Source organism: Streptomyces sp. NPDC034086 (assembly GCF_055575515.1).
Genome location: NZ_JBVISM010000001.1, coordinates 555,605 through 576,978 on the forward strand (window position 1 = coordinate 555,605; position 21,374 = coordinate 576,978).

At 73.5% G+C, this 21,374-nt stretch carries 21 protein-coding genes and 2 pseudogenes; 13 read left to right on the forward strand and 10 right to left on the reverse strand.

What is annotated here, in order from left to right; translation table 11 throughout:
- The first annotated feature begins 9 nt into the window (after positions 1–9).
- Complete coding sequence (locus tag ACZ514_RS02515; protein ID WP_469123884.1) at positions 10–825, forward strand: TIGR02452 family protein; 816 nt, start codon at positions 10–12, stop codon at positions 823–825.
- A gap of 149 nt (positions 826–974) precedes the next feature.
- On the opposite strand, the gene ACZ514_RS02520 is transcribed toward ACZ514_RS02515, so the two are convergent.
- Positions 975–1,439, reverse strand: coding sequence for a type II toxin-antitoxin system PemK/MazF family toxin (locus ACZ514_RS02520; protein ID WP_469123885.1), 465 nt, complete (start codon positions 1,437–1,439; stop codon positions 975–977).
- Between the two features lie 236 nt (positions 1,440–1,675).
- On the opposite strand from ACZ514_RS02520, the gene ACZ514_RS02525 reads away from it, so the two are divergent.
- The 5 genes from ACZ514_RS02525 (at position 1,676) to ACZ514_RS02545 (ending at position 7,649) form a co-directional block, all read left to right on the forward strand.
- Entirely contained in the window at positions 1,676–2,338 is a 663-nt protein-coding gene (locus ACZ514_RS02525; RefSeq protein ID WP_469123886.1) for a GOLPH3/VPS74 family protein, read from the forward strand.
- Between the two features lie 499 nt (positions 2,339–2,837).
- The gene (locus ACZ514_RS02530; protein WP_468162949.1) at positions 2,838–4,037 is read left to right on the forward strand and encodes a thiolase family protein; all 1,200 of its coding nucleotides are present in this window, start codon (positions 2,838–2,840) and stop codon (positions 4,035–4,037) included.
- A 155-nt stretch (positions 4,038–4,192) separates the two neighbouring features.
- Positions 4,193–5,632 carry an aldehyde dehydrogenase family protein gene (locus ACZ514_RS02535; RefSeq protein WP_469123887.1) on the forward strand — a complete coding sequence of 480 codons (1,440 nt, stop codon included), beginning with the start codon at positions 4,193–4,195 and terminating at the stop codon, positions 5,630–5,632.
- Between the two features lie 127 nt (positions 5,633–5,759).
- Positions 5,760–6,140 (forward strand): thioredoxin family protein, encoded by a 381-nt coding sequence (locus tag ACZ514_RS02540; protein ID WP_468162944.1) that lies wholly within the window; start codon positions 5,760–5,762, stop codon positions 6,138–6,140.
- A gap of 72 nt (positions 6,141–6,212) precedes the next feature.
- Positions 6,213–7,649 (forward strand): dihydrolipoyl dehydrogenase family protein, encoded by a 1,437-nt coding sequence (locus tag ACZ514_RS02545; protein WP_469123888.1) that lies wholly within the window; start codon positions 6,213–6,215, stop codon positions 7,647–7,649.
- Positions 7,650–8,274: 625 nt separating this feature from the next.
- Here the strand turns inward: ACZ514_RS02545 and ACZ514_RS02550 are convergent.
- A pseudogene (locus ACZ514_RS02550) lies at positions 8,275–8,907 on the reverse strand (phosphoribosyltransferase); the annotation flags it as partial.
- Positions 8,908–9,116: 209 nt separating this feature from the next.
- On the opposite strand from ACZ514_RS02550, the gene ACZ514_RS02555 reads away from it, so the two are divergent.
- The gene (locus tag ACZ514_RS02555) at positions 9,117–9,881 is read left to right on the forward strand and encodes a metallophosphoesterase (protein ID WP_469123889.1); all 765 of its coding nucleotides are present in this window, start codon (positions 9,117–9,119) and stop codon (positions 9,879–9,881) included.
- On the opposite strand, the gene ACZ514_RS02560 is transcribed toward ACZ514_RS02555, so the two are convergent.
- From ACZ514_RS02560 to ACZ514_RS02585, 6 genes are all read right to left on the reverse strand, one after another.
- The gene (locus ACZ514_RS02560; RefSeq protein ID WP_468162938.1) at positions 9,854–10,186 is read right to left on the reverse strand and encodes a DUF2087 domain-containing protein; all 333 of its coding nucleotides are present in this window, start codon (positions 10,184–10,186) and stop codon (positions 9,854–9,856) included. The genes ACZ514_RS02555 and ACZ514_RS02560 overlap by 28 nt on opposite strands.
- A gap of 104 nt (positions 10,187–10,290) precedes the next feature.
- Positions 10,291–10,947 carry a hypothetical protein gene (locus ACZ514_RS02565; RefSeq protein ID WP_469123890.1) on the reverse strand — a complete coding sequence of 219 codons (657 nt, stop codon included), beginning with the start codon at positions 10,945–10,947 and terminating at the stop codon, positions 10,291–10,293.
- Positions 10,944–11,381 carry a DUF6114 domain-containing protein gene (locus ACZ514_RS02570; RefSeq protein WP_468162934.1) on the reverse strand — a complete coding sequence of 146 codons (438 nt, stop codon included), beginning with the start codon at positions 11,379–11,381 and terminating at the stop codon, positions 10,944–10,946. The genes ACZ514_RS02565 and ACZ514_RS02570 overlap by 4 nt, the downstream gene beginning before the upstream one ends.
- The gene (locus ACZ514_RS02575) at positions 11,372–12,046 is read right to left on the reverse strand and encodes a DUF6230 family protein (RefSeq protein WP_469123891.1); all 675 of its coding nucleotides are present in this window, start codon (positions 12,044–12,046) and stop codon (positions 11,372–11,374) included. The genes ACZ514_RS02570 and ACZ514_RS02575 overlap by 10 nt, the downstream gene beginning before the upstream one ends.
- Before the next feature lie 106 nt (positions 12,047–12,152).
- The gene (locus tag ACZ514_RS02580; RefSeq protein WP_469123892.1) at positions 12,153–12,947 is read right to left on the reverse strand and encodes a MerR family transcriptional regulator; all 795 of its coding nucleotides are present in this window, start codon (positions 12,945–12,947) and stop codon (positions 12,153–12,155) included.
- Between the two features lie 40 nt (positions 12,948–12,987).
- Entirely contained in the window at positions 12,988–14,181 is a 1,194-nt protein-coding gene (locus tag ACZ514_RS02585) for a methyltransferase (RefSeq protein ID WP_469124183.1), read from the reverse strand.
- 125 nt (positions 14,182–14,306) lie between these two features.
- Here ACZ514_RS02585 and ACZ514_RS02590 point away from each other — a divergent pair, with 125 nt between their 5' ends.
- The 4 genes from ACZ514_RS02590 to ACZ514_RS02605 all read left to right on the forward strand — a co-directional run bounded on the left by ACZ514_RS02590 (position 14,307) and on the right by ACZ514_RS02605 (position 17,893).
- Positions 14,307–15,272, forward strand: coding sequence for a pirin family protein (locus ACZ514_RS02590; protein ID WP_469123893.1), 966 nt, complete (start codon positions 14,307–14,309; stop codon positions 15,270–15,272).
- A gap of 420 nt (positions 15,273–15,692) precedes the next feature.
- Positions 15,693–16,568 carry a helix-turn-helix domain-containing protein gene (locus ACZ514_RS02595; protein ID WP_469123894.1) on the forward strand — a complete coding sequence of 292 codons (876 nt, stop codon included), beginning with the start codon at positions 15,693–15,695 and terminating at the stop codon, positions 16,566–16,568.
- Between the two features lie 156 nt (positions 16,569–16,724).
- Positions 16,725–17,489, forward strand: coding sequence for an SDR family oxidoreductase (locus ACZ514_RS02600; RefSeq protein ID WP_468162924.1), 765 nt, complete (start codon positions 16,725–16,727; stop codon positions 17,487–17,489).
- Between the two features lie 89 nt (positions 17,490–17,578).
- Complete coding sequence (locus ACZ514_RS02605; RefSeq protein ID WP_468162922.1) at positions 17,579–17,893, forward strand: nuclear transport factor 2 family protein; 315 nt, start codon at positions 17,579–17,581, stop codon at positions 17,891–17,893.
- A 146-nt stretch (positions 17,894–18,039) separates the two neighbouring features.
- On the opposite strand, the pseudogene folE reads toward ACZ514_RS02605, so the two are convergent.
- Both folE and ACZ514_RS02615 read right to left on the reverse strand, forming a co-directional pair.
- Positions 18,040–18,378 (reverse strand): annotated as a pseudogene (gene folE, locus ACZ514_RS02610) (GTP cyclohydrolase I); the annotation flags it as partial.
- A 130-nt stretch (positions 18,379–18,508) separates the two neighbouring features.
- Positions 18,509–19,222, reverse strand: coding sequence for a helix-turn-helix transcriptional regulator (locus ACZ514_RS02615; RefSeq protein ID WP_469124184.1), 714 nt, complete (start codon positions 19,220–19,222; stop codon positions 18,509–18,511).
- Positions 19,223–19,306: 84 nt separating this feature from the next.
- Between ACZ514_RS02615 and ACZ514_RS02620 the strand changes: the two genes are divergently transcribed.
- Both ACZ514_RS02620 and tal read left to right on the forward strand, forming a co-directional pair.
- The gene (locus ACZ514_RS02620) at positions 19,307–19,744 is read left to right on the forward strand and encodes a hypothetical protein (protein ID WP_469123895.1); all 438 of its coding nucleotides are present in this window, start codon (positions 19,307–19,309) and stop codon (positions 19,742–19,744) included.
- A 196-nt stretch (positions 19,745–19,940) separates the two neighbouring features.
- Positions 19,941–21,056: a transaldolase gene (gene tal / locus ACZ514_RS02625; protein ID WP_469123896.1), complete on the forward strand. Its 1,116-nt coding sequence runs from the start codon at positions 19,941–19,943 to the stop codon at positions 21,054–21,056.
- Positions 21,057–21,374 lie beyond the last annotated feature (318 nt).

The window sequence follows — 21,374 nt, forward strand, 5'->3', positions numbered from 1 at the left end:
GATGGGGGCGTGAGCGGCAGATTGCGTGAGATCGCGCGGGAGAACGCGTTGATCGTGGCGTCCGGGGAGTACCGGACGCGGTCGGGGCGGCCGGTCTCCCTCGCCGCCGACCTGGCGGAAGCCAAGGCCGGAACCAGAATATATGGGCCGAAACAGGTCATCCCAGGCGAGGAGTCCGTTGGGGGCGGCCACCCGACGGTCTTCGAGGTCACGGGGGAGAGCAGCACGGTCGCGGCGCGCCGCCTCGCGGCGGAGGGCCGCGTGGCCGTCCTGAACTTCGCCTCGGCCCGCAATCCCGGGGGTGGATACGTCAGGGGGGCCAAGGCCCAGGAGGAGGCCCTGTGCCGCGCCTCGGCCCTCTACGAGACCCTGCTGGAGGCCCCGGAGTACTACGAGGTCCACCGCGCGGGAAAGAGCACCATCTACACCGACCGGGTGATTCACTCCCCCGGGGTGCCGGTCTTCCGCGACGACCGGGGCGAACTGCTCGACACCCCGTTCCGCGCCGGATTCCTCACCTCCCCGGCCCCGAACGCGGGCACCATCCGCCGCCAGGAGCCGGAGCGCGCCCATGAGATCCCGGCGGCCCTGGCCCGGCGGGCCGGACTGGTCCTGGAGGTGGCAGCGCTGCACGGGTACCGGCGGCTGGTGCTGGGCGCGTGGGGGTGCGGGGTGTTCCGGAACGATCCGGAGCAGGTGGCGGAGGTCTTCCGGGCGGCGTTGACCGGCCGCTTCGCGGGCGCCTTCGAGCGGGTGGTGTTCGGCGTCCTGGACCGGGACCCCCGCACCCGTGAGGCCTTCGCCGCGGCCTTCGCCGGCTGCTGAGCCGCGACGGCCCGACGGGGGCGCCGGTGTCCGGTCCTTCGGCGAGGCGCGGGCGGGCTGACCCGTCCGGGCGACGCGGAGCCGTACGCGCCGCCGCGCCGGCCTCGCCGGCCTGGTGGCGCCGGCCGGCGCACACCGCCGGGCGGGCGCTACTGCCAGCCGTACCGGTCGCGCAGGCGGTCCACCACCAGGCGGAAGCGCGGCAGGTCCAGCGCGCACGCCTCGCGCCGCATCCCCGACTCGTGCACCCGCAGCACCCGGTCCAGGTCCACCCAGGACTCCCGCCCGGCGCCGTCCCAGGGTCCGGAGCCGATCGGCACCCACTCGCGGTCGAAGTCGTGCCGCTTGCTGCTGAGCTGGACCGCGAGCAGTGTCGCCCCGCCCTCCTCCCGCGCGACCACCAGCACCGGGCGGTCCTTGCCCCGCCCGTCGTTCTCCTCGAAGGGCACCCAGGTCCACACGATCTCACCCGGGTCGGGGTCCCCGTCCGGGTCGGGGGCGTACTCCGTCCGGACCGGGCCGATGGCGCGCGGGTCGGCCTCGGCGGTGGCGGTGAGGCCGCCCCGGCCGGGCTGCTCGAGGTGGCCGCTGCCGTGCTGCGAAAGTGCCGTCATGCGGGCGAGGTTAGTGGTTCCCGCAGACCACGGGCCCTCACCGCGTCCGGGGGAGGGGTGGCGGCCGCCGCACCGGTCCGGGGCCGCGGAGCCTCCAGGCCCGGGCGGTGCGGTACGCGGGGGTGGGCGAGCCGCCGCCAACTGCCGCGCGGGCGCCGGGAACCGGGGAACTCCTCCCGCCCGCGGGGCGTCTCCTTCCATGAGAAGACGATCACTGGGTGTGCGGGAGCGGCGGAATGGCGATCACGCTGGCGGAGGAAGTCGTTCTGCTGTCCCTGGACGACGAGTCCGGCTCGGCGCAGCAGCGGCAGTCGGCCGGCTGGGCCGTGGCGGGCGGGCTGCTGCTCGAACTGGTCCTGGCGGGAAAGGTCTCGGTCGCCGGCAAGCACCTCGAGCTGACGGACGGCGCCCCGACCGGGGAGCCGCTGCTGGACAGCCGTACGGAACTGATCGGGACCTGGCTGCGGCAGCGCGCCAGGCACCGTGTGTCGGAATGGCTGACGAAGGACCAGCCCAAGGCCGTCGCGGCGGCGGTGGCGCGCCTCTGCGAGCGCGGGGTGGTCGCGGAGGAGAAGCGGAAGGTGCTCGGGGTGTTCCCGGTGCGCCGCTACCCGGAGGCCGACGGGACGGTCGAGCGCGAGGTACGCGACCGGCTCCGCGCCGTCGTGCTGGACGGCGCCGAGCCCGACACCCGCACGGCCGGCCTCATCGCCCTGATCCACTCCACCAAGCTGCACGGCCTGGCCTTCCCCGACGCCCCGCGCAAGCCGGTGGCCGCGCGGACGGCGGAGATAGCCGAAGGCCAGTGGGCGGCCGAGAGCGTGCGCGCCGCCATTCGCGACACCCAGGCGGCCATGGCCGCGATCACGGTGGTGACGGCGAGCACGATCCTCCTCTGAGGCCGCCCTGGCACCCGCCGCCGGCCGGAGGCGGTGCGCCCGCGGCAGCGCGGCCCGCTGCCGGGCGGACGCCGCCGGCCGGCGCCGGGCCGGCGGTCGTGAGGTCCTGCCCGGGGCGCCGGTGCCTCCCGTCACGGCGGGGCACCCGTCACCGGCGCAGCTCGGTACGCGCGCACCGCGTCGTCCATGTCCCCGTGTCCGCGTGTCCGTCGTCGCCGCCCGGTGCGGCGCACGTCCCGGACGTGCCCCGCACCGCGGCCCCGGCCCCGGCCCGGGCGCCGACGAGGCCGGCCGCGGCCTGACCCGCCTGCCCCGCCCCACGAGGGCGCCCGCACCCCGCCCGGCCAGGGCGAGGGCCACCCCGTCCACCGTTGACACGCACCGACGCCGCGGCGGAGACTGCGGGCGCGCCCCACCGGGCGTGCCCGGGGGCGTGTCCCGGTGCCCACTCCGGCACCGGCCCGCCGCCGACCGTACGGAGCCGCCCAGGAGAGCCGCCATGAGCATCCGCACCGTCCGCGACGTCTACGTCGTCGACGCCGTCCGCACCCCGATCGGCAAGTTCGGCGGAGCCCTGGCCGGGGTCCGCCCCGACGACCTCGCGGCGCACGTCGTGCGCGCGCTGGTGGACCGTACTCCCGAACTCGACCCCGCCCGCATCGACGACGTCGTCTTCGGTGACGCCAACGGGGCCGGCGAGGACAACCGTGACGTCGCCCGCATGGCGGTGCTGCTGGCCGGCCTGCCGGTGACGGTCCCCGGGGTGACCGTCAACCGCCTGTGCGGCTCCGGCCTCGAAGCCGTGATCCAGGCGGCCCGGGCCATCGCCCTCGGTGACGCCTCCATCGCCATCGCCGGCGGTGTCGAGTCGATGTCCCGCGCCCCCTGGGTGGTGGAGAAGCCCGAGCGCGCGTTCCCCGCCGGACACCAGCAGATGTGGTCCACCACCCTCGGCTGGCGGATGACCAATCCCCGGATGCCCGCCGAGTGGACCGCCTCCCTCGGTGAGGGCGCCGAACTCGTCGCCGAGAAGCACGGCATCACCCGCGAGGCCCAGGACGCCTTCGCCCTGGAAAGCCACCGCAAGGCCGCGGCCGCCTGGGCCGGCGGGCTGTACGGCGACGAGGTCGTCCCCTACCCCGGCGCGGACCTCCCCCGCGACGAGTGCATCCGCGAGGGCTCCACCCCCGAGGCCCTCGCCCGCCTCAAGCCGGCCTTCCGGACGGACGGTACGGGCACCGTCACCGCCGCCAACGCCTCCCCCCTCAACGACGGCGCCGCGGCCCTGCTGCTCACCGACGAGGACGGCCTGGCGGCCACGGGCCGCGAGCCGCTGGCCCGGATCAGCGCCTCCGCCGTCACCGGCATCGAGCCGCAGCTCTTCGGCCTCGGCCCGGTCGACGCCGTGGAGCGGGCCCTCGCCAAGGCGGGCCGTTCCCTCCCGGACCTGACGGCGTTCGAGCTCAACGAGGCCTTCGCCGCCCAGGCGCTGGGCTGCCTCGCCGCCTGGCCGGAGCTGGACCCGGCGGTGGTCAACCCGCGTGGCGGCGCCATCGCCATCGGCCACCCCCTCGGTGCTTCGGGTGCCCGGCTGGCGGGTTCGGTGGCGCACCAGCTGGCTGCGGCCGGTTCGGGCACCGGGATGGCGGCGCTGTGCATCGGCGTGGGCCAGGGCATCGCCCTCGTCCTGGAGCGCTGAGCCCCCGGGCCGGGAGAGCCTGTCGATCATTTCCGGTCAGGTGGTGCCCTCAACTGCCCAATAACTGAACAGAGATGCTGCCTCCGGTCTGGCACGATGGCGCCTGCTGCCGCCCACCGCCCCGCCCGCCCATCCCCACCCGGAGGCCCCGCGCCATGCCGCTGCTCGACCCGACCCTCTGGCAGGACGGACCCACACTCACCGGCGGTACCGGCCCGGTCGTCGAACCGGCGACCGGCCGAACCCTCGCCACCCTCGGCCTCGCCGCCCCCGCCGACGTCGCCGAGGCAGCCCTGCGGGCCCGGGCCGCGCAGCGGGACTGGGAGCGGGCGACCCACCTGGAGCGGGCGGCCGTACTGCGCCGTGCCGGGGACCTGTTCGCGGCCCACGCCGACGAGCTGCGCGAGTGGCTGGTCCGGGAGTCGGGCTCCCTGCCGGGCAAGGCGGACTTCGAACTGCACGTCGCCGCCCAGGAGTGCTACGAGGCCGCCGCGCTGGCCTCGCGCCCGGCCGGCCAGGTGCTGCAGAGCGAGGCGCCGCGCCTCTCCTTCACCCGCCGCGTCCCGGCCGGGGTGGTCGGCGTCATCGCCCCGTTCAACGCCCCGCTGATCCTCTCCATCCGCTCCGTCGCCCCCGCCCTCGCGCTCGGCAACGCGGTCCTCCTCAAGCCGGACCGCCGCACCGCCGTCAGCGGCGGCCTGGCCCTGGCCGCCGTCCTCGCGGAGGCCGGACTGCCGGCCGGGCTGCTGCACGTACTGCCCGGCGGGGCCGGGACGGGTGCCGCGGTGGTCGCCGATCCGCTCGTGCGCGTGATCTCCTTCACCGGGTCCACCGCCGCCGGCCGGGCCGTCGGCGAGCTGGCGGGCCGTCACCTCAAGCGCGCACACCTCGAGTTGGGCGGCAACTCGGCCCTCGTCGTACTGGCCGACGCCGACGTCGAGGCCGCCGTCGCACAGGCCTCCTGGGGCTCCTTCTTCCACCAGGGCCAGATATGCATGACCGCCGGCCGCCACCTCGTCCACACCTCGCTGTACGACGAGTACGTGGAGCGGCTCGCGGCCCGTGCCGAGGCCCTCGCCGTCGGTGACCCCTTCCGCGAGCCCGTCCACCTGGGCCCGCTGATCGACCGGACCCAGCTGGAGCGGGTCCACGGCCTGGTCGAGGCCAGCGTCGGGCAGGGCGCCAAGCTGCTCGCCGGCGGCACGCACCAGGACCTCTTCTACCGGCCGACCGTGCTGGCGGGCGTGGCCGACGACACCCCCGCCTACGCCGAGGAGGTCTTCGGGCCCGTGGCGCCCGTACGCTCCTTCTCGACGGAGGAGGAGGCGGTGGAGCTGGCCTCGGCGGGCCCGTACGGGCTCTCCCTGGGCATCGTCACGGCCGACGCGGCGCACGGCCTGGACCTGGCGCGGCGCATACCGACCGGGATCGCGCACATCAACGACCAGACCGTGAACGACGAGGCGGTGGCCCCCTTCGGCGGGGTCGGCGCCTCGGGTACGGGAGCCCGGTTCGGCGGGGAGGCGAACCTGGACGCCTTCACCGAACTGCGCTGGACCACGGCCCGCCCCACCCCGCCCGGCCACCCCTTCTGACGGGATCCGGCAGGGGGCCAGGCGGCTGGCCGGCCCTGCCCGGCCCTGCCCGTCCCGCCCGCCAGGAATGCGGAAGGGCGCACGTTCGTTCCTTGAGGACATCCCGCACACAGGAGGTCTGGACACCGTGGCTACTGTCGAGCTCACCAAGGAGAACTTCGACGAGACGGTCAGCGAGAACCCGTTCGTGCTGATCGACTTCTGGGCGGGCTGGTGCCGCCCCTGCCTCCAGTTCGCCCCTGTCTACGAGAAGGCCGCCGAGGCCAACCCCGACCTCCTCTTCGCCAAGGTGGACACCGAGGCCCAGCAGGAGCTGGCCGCCGCCTTCCAGATCACCTCGATCCCGACGCTGATGATCGTCCGGGACCAGGTGGCGGTCTTCGCGCAGCCCGGAGCCCTCCCGGAGGCCGCCCTCAGCGATCTCATCGGCCAGGCCCGCGCCCTCGACATGGACGAGGTCCGGGCCCAGATCGCCGCCTCCCGGCCGAAGGAGGGGCCCGCGGCGTAACCGGGGGCCCCGGCACGCCGCAGGCCCGGGATTGCCGCACGCCGCCCCGGCACTGCGGTGACACTGGACCGCATGACCGAAGCCGTGGAGTACGACGTCGTGGTGCTCGGCGGGGGCCCGGCCGGCGAGAACATCGTCGACCGGACCCGCGCCGCCGGGCTGAGCACGGCCCTGGTGGAGAGCGAGCTCGTCGGCGGGGAGTGCTCGTACTGGGCGTGCATCCCCAGCAAGGCCCTGCTGCGCCCCGCCCTCGCCCGCGCCGACGCCCGCCGGGTGCCGGGGCTCGCCCCCTCCGTCCGGGGGCCGCTCGACACCGAAGCGGTCTTCGCGCACCGCGACTACTGGACGGGCCACTGGAACGACGAGGGCCAGCTCGACTGGCTCGACTCCATCGGGGCCCACCTCTACCGGGGCCACGGCCGCCTCTACGGCATCCGCAAGGTCGCCGTCACCAGCCCCGAGGGGGTGCACCACGTGCTCGCGGCCCGGCACGCGGTGGTCGTCGCGACCGGCAGCCGGGCCGTGCTCCCCGACGTGCCCGGCCTCGCCGGAGCCGGGGCGTGGACCAGCCGCGAGGCGACCTCCGCCCGGGAGGTGCCCGGCCGGCTGCTGATCGTCGGTGGCTCCGTCGTGGCCGCCGAGATGGCCACCGCCTGGCAGGCACTCGGCTCCCGGGTCACCGTCCTCGTACGGGGCTCCGGGCTGCTGCCCCGGATGGAGCCCTTCGCGGGCCAGCTGGTCGCCGAGGCGCTGGCCGGGGCGGGCGCGGAGGTCCGTACCGGGGTGTCGGTGGAGGCGGTCGTACGGGACGGCCCGACCGGCCCCGTCACGGTGGTCCTGGAGGGCGGCGAACTGCTCGAGGGCGACGAACTGCTGATGGCGACCGGCCGCGCGCCCCGGACCGAGGACATCGGGCTGGACACCGTCGGGCTGACGCCCGGCGACTGGATCCGGGTCGACGAGAGCTGCCGCGTCACCGGCCACGACTGGCTGTACGCCGTCGGCGACGTGAACCACCGCGCGCTGCTCACCCACCAGGGCAAGTACCAGGCCCGCATCGCGGGAGCCGCCCTCGCCGCCCGGGCGGCCGGGCCCGGCGCGCCCGCCCCCGACACCGGCCCCTGGGGCGCGCACGCCGCCACCGCCGACACGGCGGCCCTGCCGCAGGCCGTCTTCACCGACCCCGAGGCGGCCGCGGTCGGCCTCACCCTCGCCGAGGCGGAGCGGGCCGGCCACCGGGTCCGCGCCGTGGACCAGGACCTGGGAAAGGTCTCCGGCGCCGGGCTGTACGCCGACGGCTACCGGGGCCGGGCCCGGATCGTCGTCGACCTCGACCGGCAGGTGCTGCTGGGAGCCACCTTCGTGGGCCCCGGCGCCGCCGAACTGCTGCACGCGGCGACGATCGCCGTCGCGGGGGAGGTCCCGCTCGACCGGCTGTGGCACGCGGTCCCCGCCTTCCCCACCATCAGCGAGGTCTGGCTGCGGCTCCTGGAGGCCTACCGGGGGTGACCCGCGCGGGTACGGAGCGTTCCCGCGGTCCGCCACCCGGCCGCAGGGCCTCTGCCCGCGGACCCGCTCGCCCTCCGCGCCGTCCGGCCGGCCGGAGAGGGCGGCGGCGCCGGACGGGTTCACCGCGGCCGTGCGCCGCCCGGCCTCCTGCCGGTCCGCGTACGAGGGGGAGGGCAGCGGGTGCCCGACCGTCGCCGCGGCGCCGTTGGCCGGGACGGTGGCCGGGACGGCCACCCCGCCGAGCGCCCCCGGCGGCCAGGGGGCTCCGCGCGGGCCGGCTCGCCGTGGTCCCGGCCGACGAGGGTGTGGCCCCTCCCGTGGAGCAGGGCCCGGGACCTCCTCGGCGCCGGAGTGCCGGGCGGATGCGTGCCCGGCGACCCGGTCCCCGGCGGGCGAAGGCGGCGACGGCCCGCCCGATACCCGCGCCCGCCCCTGGCCCGTACGCCCCGTCCCGGGCTCATGCGGCCGTCGCCCGGAGGGCGAGAGGGGCGAGGGGGGGCTGACGCTCCCCGGAGCCGCCGAGCTCGGCGGCTCCGCCCGCCTCACGGCAGTGCCGCCGCGATCATCCCGATCCCGGCGGGGCCGCGGGCCCCCGCGCGCCTCCCCGGCCGGACCCGCGCCGGGCGGCCGCCGCCTCGGCGAGTACGGCGACCACCTCCTCGTCCGGGGTCTGCGAGAAGTCCCGGTACCACTCGCCGACCGCGCGGAACGCGGGCGGCGACGACAGGCACACCACCTCGTCCGCCGCCCCACGCAGCCGGGCGACCGCGTCCACGGGCGCCACGGGAACGGCCAGCACGACCCGCGCCGCCCCCGACGCGCGGGCGATCTCGCAGGCGGCGGCGGCCGTCGCGCCCGTCGCGATCCCGTCGTCGACCACGATCACCGTCCGGCCGCCGAGCGGCACGCGCGCCCGGCCCTCGCGGAACCGGTGGGCGCGCCGCTCCAGCTCGGCCTCCTCGGCGCGTTCGACGCCGGCCAGTTCCCGTTCCGACGCGCGGCTGCGGCGCGCGATGTCCTCGTTGACGATCCGTACCCCGCCCTCGCCGATGGCGCCGAAGCCCAGCTCCGGGTGGTGGGGGACGCCGAGCTTGCGGACCACGATCACGTCGAGGGCGGCGCCCAGGGCCCGTGCCACCTCGAAGGCCACGGGCACCCCGCCGCGCGGCAGGCCGAGTACGACGGGGTCCTCGCCCCGCAGGTGGAGCAACGCGTCCGCGAGACGCCGTCCCGCGTCCGCACGGTCGGTGAAGATCACAGTGCTCACCCCGTCCGTTCCGGGCCTCCCTTCGAACGAACCCCATCCCCCGTCCTTCCGCAACCGGGGCGCCGCGGGCCCTGCCGGCCACGGACCGGCCGCGGCCGCCGAAGATCACGTCGGATAGGTTGAACACACCCCGGACCAGCTGATCGTGACTGACCGTCACCGATTCCCGGTCCGCACCAGCGACGAAGGAGCCACCGCCCGTGATCGTGATAGCGCAGCTCAGCGACGTCCACCTCGACGGCGGTCCCCGGGCCGCCGAACGCACCCGCGCCGTGATGGAGTACCTGGACGGCCTCCCGTACGACCTGGCGGCGGTCCTGGTCAGCGGGGACATCACCGATCACGGGGCCCCGGCCGAGTACGAGGAGGCCCGCAAGCTGCTCATCTCGCGGCACCCGCTGGTGATCTGCCCCGGCAACCACGACGAGCGCCTCGCCTTCCGGCGGGTGCTGCTGGACGAGGAGGAGCCCTCCGCGGCCCCGGTCGACCAGGTGCTGCGCGGGGAGGGTTTCGTCCTGGCGGTGTGCGACTCCTCGGTCCCGGGGGAGGACCACGGCCGGCTGGAGGACTCCACCCTCGACTGGCTCGACGGCATCCTGACGCGGACCCCGCACGAGGTGCCCGTCCTCGTCGCCTTCCACCACCCGCCGGTCCCGCTGCACACCCCGTACGTGGACGGGATCCGGCAGTTCGGCGAGGAGCGTCTGGAGGCGCTGGCCGTACGCCATCCCCACCTGCGCGCTTTCCTGTGCGGGCACGCGCACACGGCGGCGGCGACCACCTTCGCGGGCCGGCCGCTGCTCGTGGCGCCCGGGGTGGTGTCCACCCTGCGGCTCCCGTGGGAGACGCGGACGGCCCCCGACCACCACGTGCACCTGGACGAGCCGCCGGCCGTCGCCTTCCACGTGCTGGGCGACGACGGACGGCTGACCACCCACTACCGGGTGGTCGTCACCCGGCGGTAGCTGCTGCCGTCCCGGGTCCGGGTGAGCCGGCCCGAGGTGATCAGGTAGCGGCGCAGGGCGGAGCAGTCCTCGTGCACGGTCCGCAGCGCGTCGTTGACCTCGGGCTCCGAGTAGTCCCGGCCGGCCGCGAAGAGGGTCTCGGCCAGGTGCTCCAGCAGCTGCTCGCGCCGGGCCGCCTTGCGCGGGATGGCGACGAGGCGCCCGCCGGAGAAGAGGTCGGCGACCCCTCGCCGGCTCCGGCCGTCGGCGGACTCCCCTGCACCGTCGCCGTGTCGGGTGCTGTGCTGAGCGGTGTTCTGTGACATGCCCCGAGCTTTGCCCGCCGCTGCCGGGCCGCGCAACGCGTTTTCCCCGTTCCCCGGGATTGCCGATCCGGGGAACGGGGACGCGGAGCCGTGGGTGCCTAGCCTCAGGGGGTGACGGTGATCTGCTGGGCCGGGTCGGTGGTGTCGGTGACCTTGTAGACCGCGTTGAAGGTGGACGTGGTCGCGCTGGTCGGGCAGCCGAAGCCGCCGGTGACGGTGACGGGGACCACCGCGTTGGCGAACGTCAGGCTCGACGGGGCGCCGTTCGTCCAGCTGCCGGGGACGTTCGCCGGGCCGCCGGGCGCGGTGACGACGGTGCAGTTGGCCAGGCCGGTGGTCTGCACGACCAGCCCGCCGGCCGGCACCGTCATGGTCGCGGTGATCGGGGAGCCGTTCTGCATGGACACCGACCAGGACCCGCTGGTCGTCACGGTCGGGGTCACGCCCGGCATGCTGGACGTACAGGAGCTGTAGGTCGGCGGCGAGATGGGTGAGGAGACCGGGCCCGCCGGGTTCTGGTTGCCGGGGGCCGCCGGCACGGAGCCGGCGGCGACGGAGACCGTGCAGGTCACCGTTACGGAACCGGCCTTGAGGGTGGCCTTCCCGCTGAGGGTCGCCTTGAAGGCGTGCCCGGCCGGGGTGACGGTCGTCGACCCGGCCGCCGGTAACGGCGAGGCGGTGGCGGTGGCGGTGGCGGAGGCCGCTGTCAGTGCGGCGGCGGCGGCCATTCCGAGGGCGAGCGCGGTGCGCGTTCGGCTCATGGCTGTGCTCCTTGGGGATCGGGGTGCGGAGTGGGGGACTTCCCGGCGGGGGAGGGCCGGGCGGGGGCGGCGGAGCCCCCGGCGCGCGGGGCGGCGTACGGCTGCCAGGCGAACATCAGCCCGCCGCCGAGGATGCCGAGCAGGGTGCCGATCAGGAACCCGCCGAGGTTCGACATGACCAGCGCGGCGGTGGCCACGAGCGTGGTGAGGATCCCGGCGAGGGTGCGCTGTGCGGGGGAGAACCAGGCGGTGAGACCGAGGACGATCATGACGAGGCCCATCAGGACGGACGGGATGCCCGCCACCCCCTGCTGGAGCATGATCTTCAGCGGGGCCAGCGGCAGCACGCTGATCCACACCCCGGCCAGCACGGCGAAGAGGCCGCCCCAGAAGGGCCTGCCGCGCCGCCACCGCCGCCAGCGGCTCAGAAGCATTCCTTCTTGCCCTTGCTGATGTTCATGCTCAGCCCGGAGAGCTTGAAGGTGCCGGCGTTGGTCGCCCACGCCGTCTGCTGGAGATTGCTGATGCTGACCTTGTCGGCCTGCTGGGCGAACAGGTCCTGCATGCCCTGGGCTTCGGCCGGGCCCTTGTCGAGGGTGGAGGCGTCGCGCCCGATCTCGATGTTCGTGAACTCCGCGTCGCCGGCGAGCTGGGTGGCGTCCACGAACAGGTTGGAGGCCTCGACAGGGGACTTCTGACCGGCGGTCAGGTTCAGCGAGATGTCCCCGACGACCGGGAGGGTGGTGACCACCGACTGGCAGAGGTGGTGCAGCTTCGCCTCCCTGATGGCGGTGACCGCCACCGGGATCAGCTCCTGGCGGGCGTTGACGTCGACACTGCCGTACTGGGCGAAGCCCTCGCCCTCCAGGCTCTTCGCCGACACCTTGAACTGCTGGCCCGACACCGCGAAGGAGGCGGCGAGGGCGCCCTCGGCGAGGGCGATGCCGAGGCCCGCGGTGACCGCGACGGCGGGTGCGGTGAGGAGCACGAACCGGCGCCAGCGCACCCGGCCGCCGTGTCTGACGAGTTCGTCGCCGGGCGGTCCGGCCTCGGTGGGGGAGCCTGGCCCGGTCGCGGATAAGTTCGGTGAGTCTGCCATGAGATGGTCCTTATCTCGGCTGTGCACCTTTGTTACCGACGAGTTGAATGTAAGAGTGCCAATGGTGGTTGGCAAGGTTGTGCGAGCGCATCCTTTAGGCCGACTCCTACTGCTCCGTACGCAGGAGTTCGGCCACCTCCGCCTCCACCCGGCGCCCCATCGCCCGGGCGAACTCCGTGGCCACCACCTCACCGGCCACCGGCCGCAGCGCCGCCACCGCCTCCCGGACATGATCCAGCTGGCTGGCCGAAAGTGGCCCCAGGCCCTCCGCGCCGATCACGTGCCGCCGGAACAGTGCCACGAACCGGTCCGCCAGCGCCGCCGCCTGGACCTGTACGAAATCCCCCGCGTCCAGGATCTCCCCGAGCGGCACCCCCTGCCGCACCAGCGCCACCGTCGCCTCCAGCAGGTGCCGGTTCGGGTACGTGACCCGTTCGCCCTCCAGGCGTACGTAGCCCAGCTCCGCCGCCCGCCGGGTGTGCTCGGCCGTCGCCCCCGGGCCGAACAGCTCGCGCAGCTCCGCCCGGGTCATGGTCACCGGCTCCTCCTGCACCCAGCCGCGCGTCATCTCCCGCTCCAGCCCGAGGAGTTGGGACAGCCCGCCGCCCTGCTCCCACGCGGCCAGCAGCTCGCCGATGCCGTTGACCGTGTACCCGCGGCCCAGCAGGTCGCTGATCAGCCGCAGCCGGGTCAGGTGGTCGTCGGAGTACCAGGCGATCCGGCCCTCGCGGCGCGGCGGCGGGAGCAGCCCGCGCTCCTGGTAGTAGCGCAGGTTGCGCACCTTGACCCCGGCCGCGCGGGCCACGTCCTCCCGGCGGTAGCGCCGCTGCCCGCCGGCGTCGTCCGTCCCGTCGTCCGCCCTGCCGTGCGTCCTGCCGTCCGTCTGCGCCTCGGTGCTCACGCGGCCGAGTGTAGGACCTACCGACGGGTGTACCGGCAGGTCACATGGGGCGGGGCCGCGCCTCGCGCTTGACCGCCCGCAGCACCACGAACTTCGGTTCGCTCGCCACGACTTCACTGTTGCCGAAGAGGCGGCGCAGGTGCGTGTGGTAGCCCATGTGCCGGTTGGCGACCACCCACAGCTCCCCGCCCGGGCGCAGCGCCTTGCGGGACTGCGCGAACATGCGCAGCGCCGTCGCGTCCGTCGTCGCCTGGTGGGAGTGGAACGGCGGATTGTTGAGGATCAGGTCCACGGAGGAGGGAGGCAGCATGGCCACCCCGTCGCCGACGAGGAACTCCGCCGTCCGCCGGCCAGGGCGCACGTTGGCCTCGTACGTGGCCCGGGCCGAGGCGAGCGCCTGGTACGACTCGTCGGTGAAGACCACCTCCGCGTCCGGGTCGGCGACCTGCACGGCCGTGCCGACCACACCGTTGCCGCAGCCGAGGTCGACGACCCGCGCCCCGTCGGTGTTGGTCGGGATGTTCTGGAGGAAGAAGCGGGTGCCGACGTCCAGGCGGTCCGCGCAGAAGATCCCGGCGTGGTTGACCACCGTCAGCCCGGCCCCGGAGCCCCCGTCCTTGTCGACCTCGTACGTCACCGGCCACGGCGAGGCGCCGTCCGCGGCCAGCACCGCCGGGTCGGGGGTGCAGAAGATCAGCCGGGCCTTCTTCTCCGCGAGGGAGGTCCGCGTCGGGCCGAGGATCTTCTCGAAGAGGTTCAGCGTGGAGGTGTGGACCTCCTTGACCATGCCGGTGCCCACGACCACGGTGCCCTCGTGCACGTGCGGGGCCAGCCGGTACAGCTGGTCCTCCAGCAGCGCCAGGCTCTTGGGGACCCGTACGAGGAGCACGTCGATCCGCGCGGGCGGCGCGTCCCGCGTGGTCAGCAGGGTCACCGTGGACTTGGAGGTGCCGATCCCGGCCCGGTCCAGGTTCGCCTCGGTCGCGGCGCGGGCCAGCGCGGAGTCGGTGATCTGCGCGGGGCGGTACGCGGCCAGGGCCGTCGTCAGCGCCCCCCAGCGGTCGCCGACGACCGTGATCTGCCCGGCGCCGGCCAGGTCCACCGGTCCGCGCTCGCCGGTACCGGAGTCGAGGTGGTGCAGCAGGTACTCGTCGGCGGCGTCCCAGGCGCGGAGCCGGTCGCGGGGGTCGGCGGGGAAGCGGGTGAGTTCGTAGGAGCCGAAAGGCGTGGTCAGGCGGTTCATATGGCACCCAGGCTAGCCGAGACGGCCCCGGCCCGCGTCCGGCCGCACCCCGCGCCCTGACATATCCCGCGAAGGCGCGGCGCCGGACCGCACCCCCGAGGACTAAGTTGGGCGGCATGAGCAATCTCGATCGCCAGCCCGCTCTCTCCGCCTGCGGCGGCCGCGGCTTCGTCGTGGCCGAGCCGGTGCGCGAGCTCCTCAGCCCGCGCACGGTCAGGCTCGGGGAATCCTCCGAGGTCCGCAGACTCCTGCCGAACCTGGGCCGCCGCATGGTGGGCGCCTGGTGCTTCGTCGACCACTACGGCCCGGACGACATCGCCGACGAACCCGGCATGCAGGTCCCGCCCCACCCCCACAGCGGGCTGCAGACGGTGAGCTGGCTGCACGAGGGCGAGGTCCTGCACCGTGACAGCACGGGCAGCCTCGCCACCATCCGCCCGCGCGAGCTGGGCCTGATGACCTCCGGCCACGGCATCAGCCATTCCGAGGAGAGCCCGCGCCCCCACGCCCGCTTCCTGCACGGGGCCCAGCTCTGGGTGGCCCTGCCCGACGCCCACCGCGACGTCGCCCCGCGCTTCGAACACCATGCGGAACTCCCGCGGGTCACGGCCCCCGGCCTGGACGCGACGGTGATCCTGGGCACCCTGGACTCGGCGGCCTCCCCGGGCACCGCGTACACCCCGATCGTCGGCGCGGACCTCGCCCTGACGGCCGGCACCGAGACCCGCCTCCCCCTGGACCCGGACTTCGAGTACGCGGTCCTCTCCATGTCGGGCGAGGCCCACGTCGACGGCGTCCCGGTCCTGCCCGGCTCGATGCTCTACCTGGGCTGCGGCCGCACGGACCTCCCGCTGCGCGCGGCATCGGACGCGGGCCTGATGCTGCTGGGCGGCGAGCCGTTCGAAGAGGAGATCGTGATGTTCTGGAACTGGATCGGCCGCTCCCACGAGGACATCGCGCAGGCCCGCGAAGACTGGATGAACGGCACCCGCTACGGCGAGGTCAAGGGCTACGACGGCCCTCCGCTTCCGGCCCCGGAACTCCCCCCGACCCACCTGAAGCCCCGGGGAAGGGTGCGTTGACCGGCAGGTCCACGCGAATGCGGGCCGGGCGCGGTGCTCGTGCCCGGTCCTCCGTTCTCGGTCTCGCAAAGGGGGCCCCCGACGCGACGCGAGAGCGTTCGGCGACGACGGCCGCCCCTCATCCGTTGCAGGCCGTGCCCGAGTTCGGCCGGATGATTGCTGACCTCTGCTGACTTTGTTGACGGAGGCCGCTTCGCGCGAAGGGCCGGGGTGACCGCCACTGCGCCGCCGCCTCCGAAAGCGGGCAAGCAGGTTGGCGCGGGCGGCGCGAATCCGGGTGGCTGGGGCTTCGCGCACGAGGTCGTCCAGACGGACCCACGCCCTGGCCCTGCTGCACACCCTCGACCCCTACCGGTACCGCACTTCGCCGTGCCGGCCCGCTGGACCTGGACGACTGCTCGGTAGACGGATACTGGTGGGGTGAACGTCTCGCACATCAAGCCTCACCTGCGCTGCCTGTCCACCAGCGGGTCCGATCTCGGCCATGCGGTGGTGGAGCGGGCGGTGGAGCGGGCTGCGGGGGTCTCGGACGTGGTGCCGTTGCCGGTCGGCCCGCCGGTGCACGTGCTCGTGGTCCACACCGGCCGGTCGGCAAATCTGCGCTGGTCGGCAGACGGGACGGCACGCCGGGAGCGTTTCCATGCCGGACAGGCGCTGATCAACCCGGCCGGCTGGGCGTCGCGGCCCCGCTGGCAGGACGAGGTGGAGCTGTTGCTGCTCGGCATCGATCCGGTGTGGCTGGAGAAGCTGGCGGCAGAGGGCGGGCCCACGGGCCACGTCGAGATCGTCCCGCAGTTCCATTTCACGGATCCGCTGCTGGAGATGCTGCTGGAGCGGCTGGTGGCGCAGTACGCGGGTCCCGGCCCGGCGGACGCCCTGTATGCGCAGTCGCTGGTGCAGGCCGCTGCGGCGGTCATACTGCGCCTCGCGGGCGAAGGCGGCGTGACGCCGGTCCGTGAGGGTGGGCTGCCGCCCCGTCGGCTGACCCAGGTGGTGGACTTCATCCGCGCCAATCTGTCCCAGCGGGTCACGCTGGCGGATCTGGCCACCGTGGCGGGGGTGAGCGAGTCCCACTTCACCCGTGTCTTCAAGGTCTCGACCGGGCAGTCCCCGCACCAGTACGTGATGCAGAAGCGCCTCGAACATGCCCGGCGCGAACTCATGCAGACCCGCAGGCCGATCGCGGAGATCGCGGCGGAGGCGGGGTTCGCCGACCAGAGCCATCTGACGCGGTTGATGCGGCGCCACGAGGGTGTCACGCCGCAGACGCTGCGGGACGGCGACGGCGGGCGCTGAGGGGTCTGCGGGATGTCGTGAGCGGTTTGTTCCACCGCTGATCGGATCGTTCAAGATGCACACGCCTCGCTGCGGTGATCCTATGTGGCACGTGGCATGGCCCTCGGTGTCCCCGGGGCCGTGCCTTCCCCGTTCGGCACACCGCAGGAGGCCGTCATGGTCAGGACCCCGGACAAGACGCTCAACGGCAAGGTCGCCTTCGTCGGCGGCGCGTCCCGCAACCTCGGCGGGCTCATCAGCACCACCCTCGGCGCGGAGGGCGCCCTGGTCGCGGTGCACTACAACAGCGACTCCTCCCGGGCCAAGGCCGAGGATGTCGTTGCGCAGATCAACAACGGCCCGGGCAAGGCGTTCGCGATCCAGGGTGACCTGACGAAGGTCGCCGAGGTGGAGCGGGTCTTCGACGAGGTCCTGAACACGTTCGGGAAGCTGGACTACAGCATCAACACCGCGGGCATGGTGCTGAAGAAGCCGCTGACCGAGATCACGGAGGAGGAGTACGACCGCATGTTCGCGGTCAACTCCAAGGCCGCGTTCTTCGTGATGCGGGAGGCGGCGCGCCGGATCGAGGACGGCGGGAAGATCGTCACCGTCGTCACGTCCCTCCTCGCCGCCTACACCGGCCTGTACTCCTCCTACGCGGGCAGCAAGGCCCCGGTCGAGCACTTCACCCGCGCGCTGTCGAAGGAACTGTTCGGCCGGAACATCGCGGTCAACAACATCGCTCCCGGACCGATGGACACCTCGTTCTTCTACCCCGCGGAGGACGACGACTCCGTCGCCTACCACAAGTCCTCCGCGATGAACGGCGACCTCACCAAGATCGAGGACATCGTTCCGTGGGTGCGGCACCTGCTGACCGACGGCTGGTGGGCCAACGGCCAGACCCTCTTCCTCAACGGCGGCTACACCACGCGCTGACCAGGCCCCCCCGGCGGGCGCGCCGCGTCATCAGCCATCCGCCGGGCTGCCGGCGCCCCGGGCAGATCCATCCATGCGGAGGCAACCCCATGACCGCCCAGCTCACCGACCCTGCCGTGGCCGCGTTCGTCGCCGCCGTCAACAACGGCGACAAGGACGCCTTCTTCGCCACCCTCACCCCGGACGCCACGATGTCCGACGACGGCACCGACCGCGACCTGTCCTCCTGGGCCGAGAAGGAGATCTTCTCCTCGAACGGCCGCATGGACGTGGAGAGCGCCTCCGCCGACGGGCGCACCCTCACCGCGACCTACACCAACTCCGCCTGGGGAAGCATGCGCACCCGGTGGACCTTCACCGTCACCGGCGGCAAGGTCAGCCGCTTCGAAACCGGCCAAGCCTGAACCAGGACACCGGACCGGCATGGGAGGCCCCTTTCGCCGACCGCAGAGAGACCACACGCTCAGGAGCCCGTCATCCCCGTCCCCGGGGATCACCGCTGCGAACGCCGGCACCCTCACCTCCACCCTCCTCGGCACACTCCTCCACGGCTGGAGCCGGTGGCCTGGACGGCGCGCAGGGTCATGCAGGTGTGTTCGGCCTCGATCACGACGCCGATGCCCTTGGGCTCCAGCTGAGTCTGGAGCCAGTCGGCGACCTGCATGGTCAGGCGTTCCTGAACCTGTGGGCGGCAGGCGAAGTGCTCGACGACACGGGCGCGTTTGGAAAGGCCGAGGATGCGGTGGCCGGGCAGGTAGCCGACGTGGGCGGTGCCGACGACGGGCAGCATGTGGTGCTCACAGACCGATCGCACGGGGATGCCGCGCGCCAGGACCAGCTCGTCGTAGCCCTCGTCGTTGGGGAAGGCCGTCAGGTCGAAGGGGCGCGGGTACGGCGGCGAAGCTGGGGGAGAGGCCGGCTTCATCCACTGCCGTGTCCGGGGCCGCTGTGGCGAAGTCCCTGACGTGCTCCTCGTGGGGAGGCGAAGGCGCCGTGCGGGCGGCAGGTGGTGGCCGTTCTCAGGGGTGTCGCGCCCCTGTGGGCCGTGAGGAAGCGGGCTGCAGGCGCACGCAGCAGTGGCCGGGGCTGGGTTCCAGGCACGCCTGGAGCCCTTCTTCGCCGAGTCCTTGGAGCACGCCGCGCAGCAGGTGGAGGTTCATGCCGCACACGGTCTGTGTGTGGTCGCGGGCGAGCGCGTGGAAGGGGCAGTTGCCCAGGACGATGGCTTCGCCGTCGTGTCGGGGTTCGAACCCGTGGCGTTCCAGCAGGTCGAAGACACCGGCCCGCTTCTGTCCGGCGAGCTGCCCGCCCCACTCGTGTGCCCTGCGGTGCAGGACCGTCCGCACGGGTTCGCCGGTGGCCTCGGATTCCTCCAGGGCCTGGGCGAGGAGCCGTCCGGCGAGTTCGTAGTGCCGCTCCGGCAGGCTGACGGTGACCTGCTTGCCGGAGCGCTTGTACAGCTTGGCCGGCCGGCCGGCTCCCGGGCCGCTGCGTCCACTGCGCCGCTCGTAGATGACGTCGAGAAGTGACTCCTCGGCCAGGCGGTCCAAGTGGAAGGCCGCGGTCGGCCGGGCGAGGCCGAGGGCTTCGGCGGCTTCGTCGCGGCTGACCGGTCCCGGCTGGCGTACGACGTGGTCGTAGAGCCTCCTGCGGGTCGGCTCGCCGAGCGCGGCGACGGCGGAGACATCGGAGGCGTCGGTGCCGGGTGCTTCTTTCGGGTCGTCCACGAACACCAGTGTAAAACACACAGCCATTGACTAAATAAGGTTCGCGTACTTCTATTGCTAGTAAGAGTTCTCGTTAGAAGGAGGGTCGTCATGTCGTCCCCCACCACCACCGCCACGTCCGGCTCACCCCGGCGGGCCGCTCTCGCCGACCCCGGCTACCAGGCGTTCGTCATCCTGCGCACGGGATTCACCGTGGCACCGATCCTGTTCGGGCTGGACAAGTTCGCCAACCTGCTCGTGGACTGGCCGGTCTACCTCGCGCCGTGGATCGACGACATCGTCCCGGGCAGCGCCCAGGCGGCCATGTACGCCGTGGGCGTCGTCGAGATCGTGGCCGGTCTCGTCGTCGCCCTGGTCCCGCGCTTCGGGGGCTGGCTGGTCGCCGGATGGCTGGCCGGCATCATCGTCAGCCTGCTGACCATCCCCGGCTACTACGACATCGCGCTGCGCGACTTCGGCCTCCTGCTCGGCGCGGTGGCTCTGGCCCGGCTGGCCCAGCGCTACCACGGCAAGCGGCCCTCTCACTGACGGCAGGCCGCAGCCGCGAAGACGGAGAGGCGGGTGGGCCCCTCCCTCGGCCCACCCGCACGGCCCGCTGGGGCGGCCGCGACACGTCGCAGCCGCCACGAACCTGCCCGGCATCGACGCGCCGGCAGGGCCGTGTGCCGCCCGCAGGGGCCACTCCGGAGAGCACGTGGAGGCCATCGCCCGAAAGGAGAAGGCCATGAGTGAGCATCTGGACCGGCTGGCCGCCGAGGGCGTAGCGGTCTGGCTGGATGATCTGAGCCGGGAGCGGCTCGCCGGTGGCCGGCTGGCCGGCCTGGTGGGTGAACAGCGGGTGGTGGGCATCACCAGCAACCCGACGATCTTCGCCAAGGCGATCCGCTCGGGTGCCCGCTACGACGAGCAGATCGGTGAGCTGGCACGGCGCGGAGTGCGGGTCGAGGAAGCCGTCAGGCTGCTGACCGCGTTCGACGTGCGCTGGGCCTGCGACATCCTGCGCCCGGTGTACGAAGCCAGTGACGGGGTCGATGGGCGGGTGTCGCTCGAGGTGGACCCGCGCGTCGCCCATGACACAGCTGCAACGGTCGCCGAGGCACGGGCCCTGTGGTGGCTGGTGGACCGGCCGAACCTGTTCGTGAAGATCCCCGCGACGCAGGAGGGCCTGGAGGCGATCAGCACCGCAATCGCCGAGGGCATCAGCATCAACGTGACACTGATCTTCTCCCTGGACCGCTACGACCAGGTGCTTCGCGCCTTCCTGAACGGTATGGGCCGGGCACACGCGGCGGGACGTGACCTGGCGTCCATCGCGTCGGTGGCCTCCTTCTTCGTCAGCCGAGTGGATACCGAGATCGACAGCCGACTCGACAAGATCGGCACCCCCGAGGCGCAGAAGCTGCGGGGGCAGGCCGCGGTCGCCAACGCCCGACTGGCCTACCAACGCTTCGAGCGGGCCCGTACATCAGAGCGATGGAGGGCCCTGGAGGCGGCCGGGATGCGTCCGCAACGCCCCCTGTGGGCCTCCACCGGGGTCAAGGACCCCGCCTACGCCGACACCCGCTACGTCGACGACCTGGTGGCGCCCGGCGTCGTCAACACCATGCCCGAACACACCCTGCGCGCGGTCGCGGACCACGGCCGCATCCAGGGGGACACCATCCACGGCACATATGCGCACGCCCAGCAGGTACTGAACGACCTGGAGGCCCTCGGCGTGTCCTATGACGACGTGGTGCATGTCCTGGAGGATGAGGGCATAGCCACGTTCACGGCCTCCGGCAACGAGCTGTTCCAGCAACTGGACACCGGACTGCACACCAAACGCGCCGCAGCCTGATGGAGTCGCGGCGCTGGCCTGACGGCCCCTTGCCCGTGTTCCCGTGCGACGACCGATCGGCAGACACGCCGGCAAGCACCGCAGTCGTCCACTTCCACGGCGCACCTCCGACGGCGAGGGGGCGAGCGCACGCCGCGGTGTTGACGGGCCGGCTCGCCGAGCGGACTGCCATCAGTCTGCCGGCACGTCGAAGCCCTCTTCCCGGGGGGTCTGAGCTGCCTTCGCGCCAGCCAGGCCGGCTCCGACGATCACGAATGCCGAGTTCGTGGCCATGTCCTCTCCTTTGCCGCGTCGGCTCTGCCGGTCGCACTGCTCGGA

Bases quoted from the DNA above. Each gene is read 5' to 3' on its own strand.
- ACZ514_RS02520 (WP_469123885.1), bottom strand. From the start codon at position 1,439: ATGACGGCACTTTCGCAGCACGGCAGCGGCCACCTCGAGCAGCCCGGC.
- ACZ514_RS02535 (WP_469123887.1), top strand. From the start codon at position 4,193: ATGCCGCTGCTCGACCCGACCCTCTGGCAGGACGGACCCACACTCACC.
- ACZ514_RS02575 (WP_469123891.1), bottom strand. From the start codon at position 12,046: ATGGCAGACTCACCGAACTTATCCGCGACCGGGCCAGGCTCCCCCACC.
- ACZ514_RS02565 (WP_469123890.1), bottom strand. From the start codon at position 10,947: ATGAGCCGAACGCGCACCGCGCTCGCCCTCGGAATGGCCGCCGCCGCC.
- ACZ514_RS02525 (WP_469123886.1), top strand. From the start codon at position 1,676: ATGGCGATCACGCTGGCGGAGGAAGTCGTTCTGCTGTCCCTGGACGAC.
- tal (WP_469123896.1), top strand. From the start codon at position 19,941: ATGAGTGAGCATCTGGACCGGCTGGCCGCCGAGGGCGTAGCGGTCTGG.
- ACZ514_RS02570 (WP_468162934.1), bottom strand. From the start codon at position 11,381: ATGCTTCTGAGCCGCTGGCGGCGGTGGCGGCGCGGCAGGCCCTTCTGG.
- ACZ514_RS02620 (WP_469123895.1), top strand. From the start codon at position 19,307: ATGTCGTCCCCCACCACCACCGCCACGTCCGGCTCACCCCGGCGGGCC.
- ACZ514_RS02530 (WP_468162949.1), top strand. From the start codon at position 2,838: ATGAGCATCCGCACCGTCCGCGACGTCTACGTCGTCGACGCCGTCCGC.
- ACZ514_RS02590 (WP_469123893.1), top strand. From the start codon at position 14,307: ATGAGCAATCTCGATCGCCAGCCCGCTCTCTCCGCCTGCGGCGGCCGC.
- ACZ514_RS02605 (WP_468162922.1), top strand. From the start codon at position 17,579: ATGACCGCCCAGCTCACCGACCCTGCCGTGGCCGCGTTCGTCGCCGCC.
- ACZ514_RS02600 (WP_468162924.1), top strand. From the start codon at position 16,725: ATGGTCAGGACCCCGGACAAGACGCTCAACGGCAAGGTCGCCTTCGTC.
- ACZ514_RS02545 (WP_469123888.1), top strand. From the start codon at position 6,213: ATGACCGAAGCCGTGGAGTACGACGTCGTGGTGCTCGGCGGGGGCCCG.
- ACZ514_RS02560 (WP_468162938.1), bottom strand. From the start codon at position 10,186: ATGTCACAGAACACCGCTCAGCACAGCACCCGACACGGCGACGGTGCA.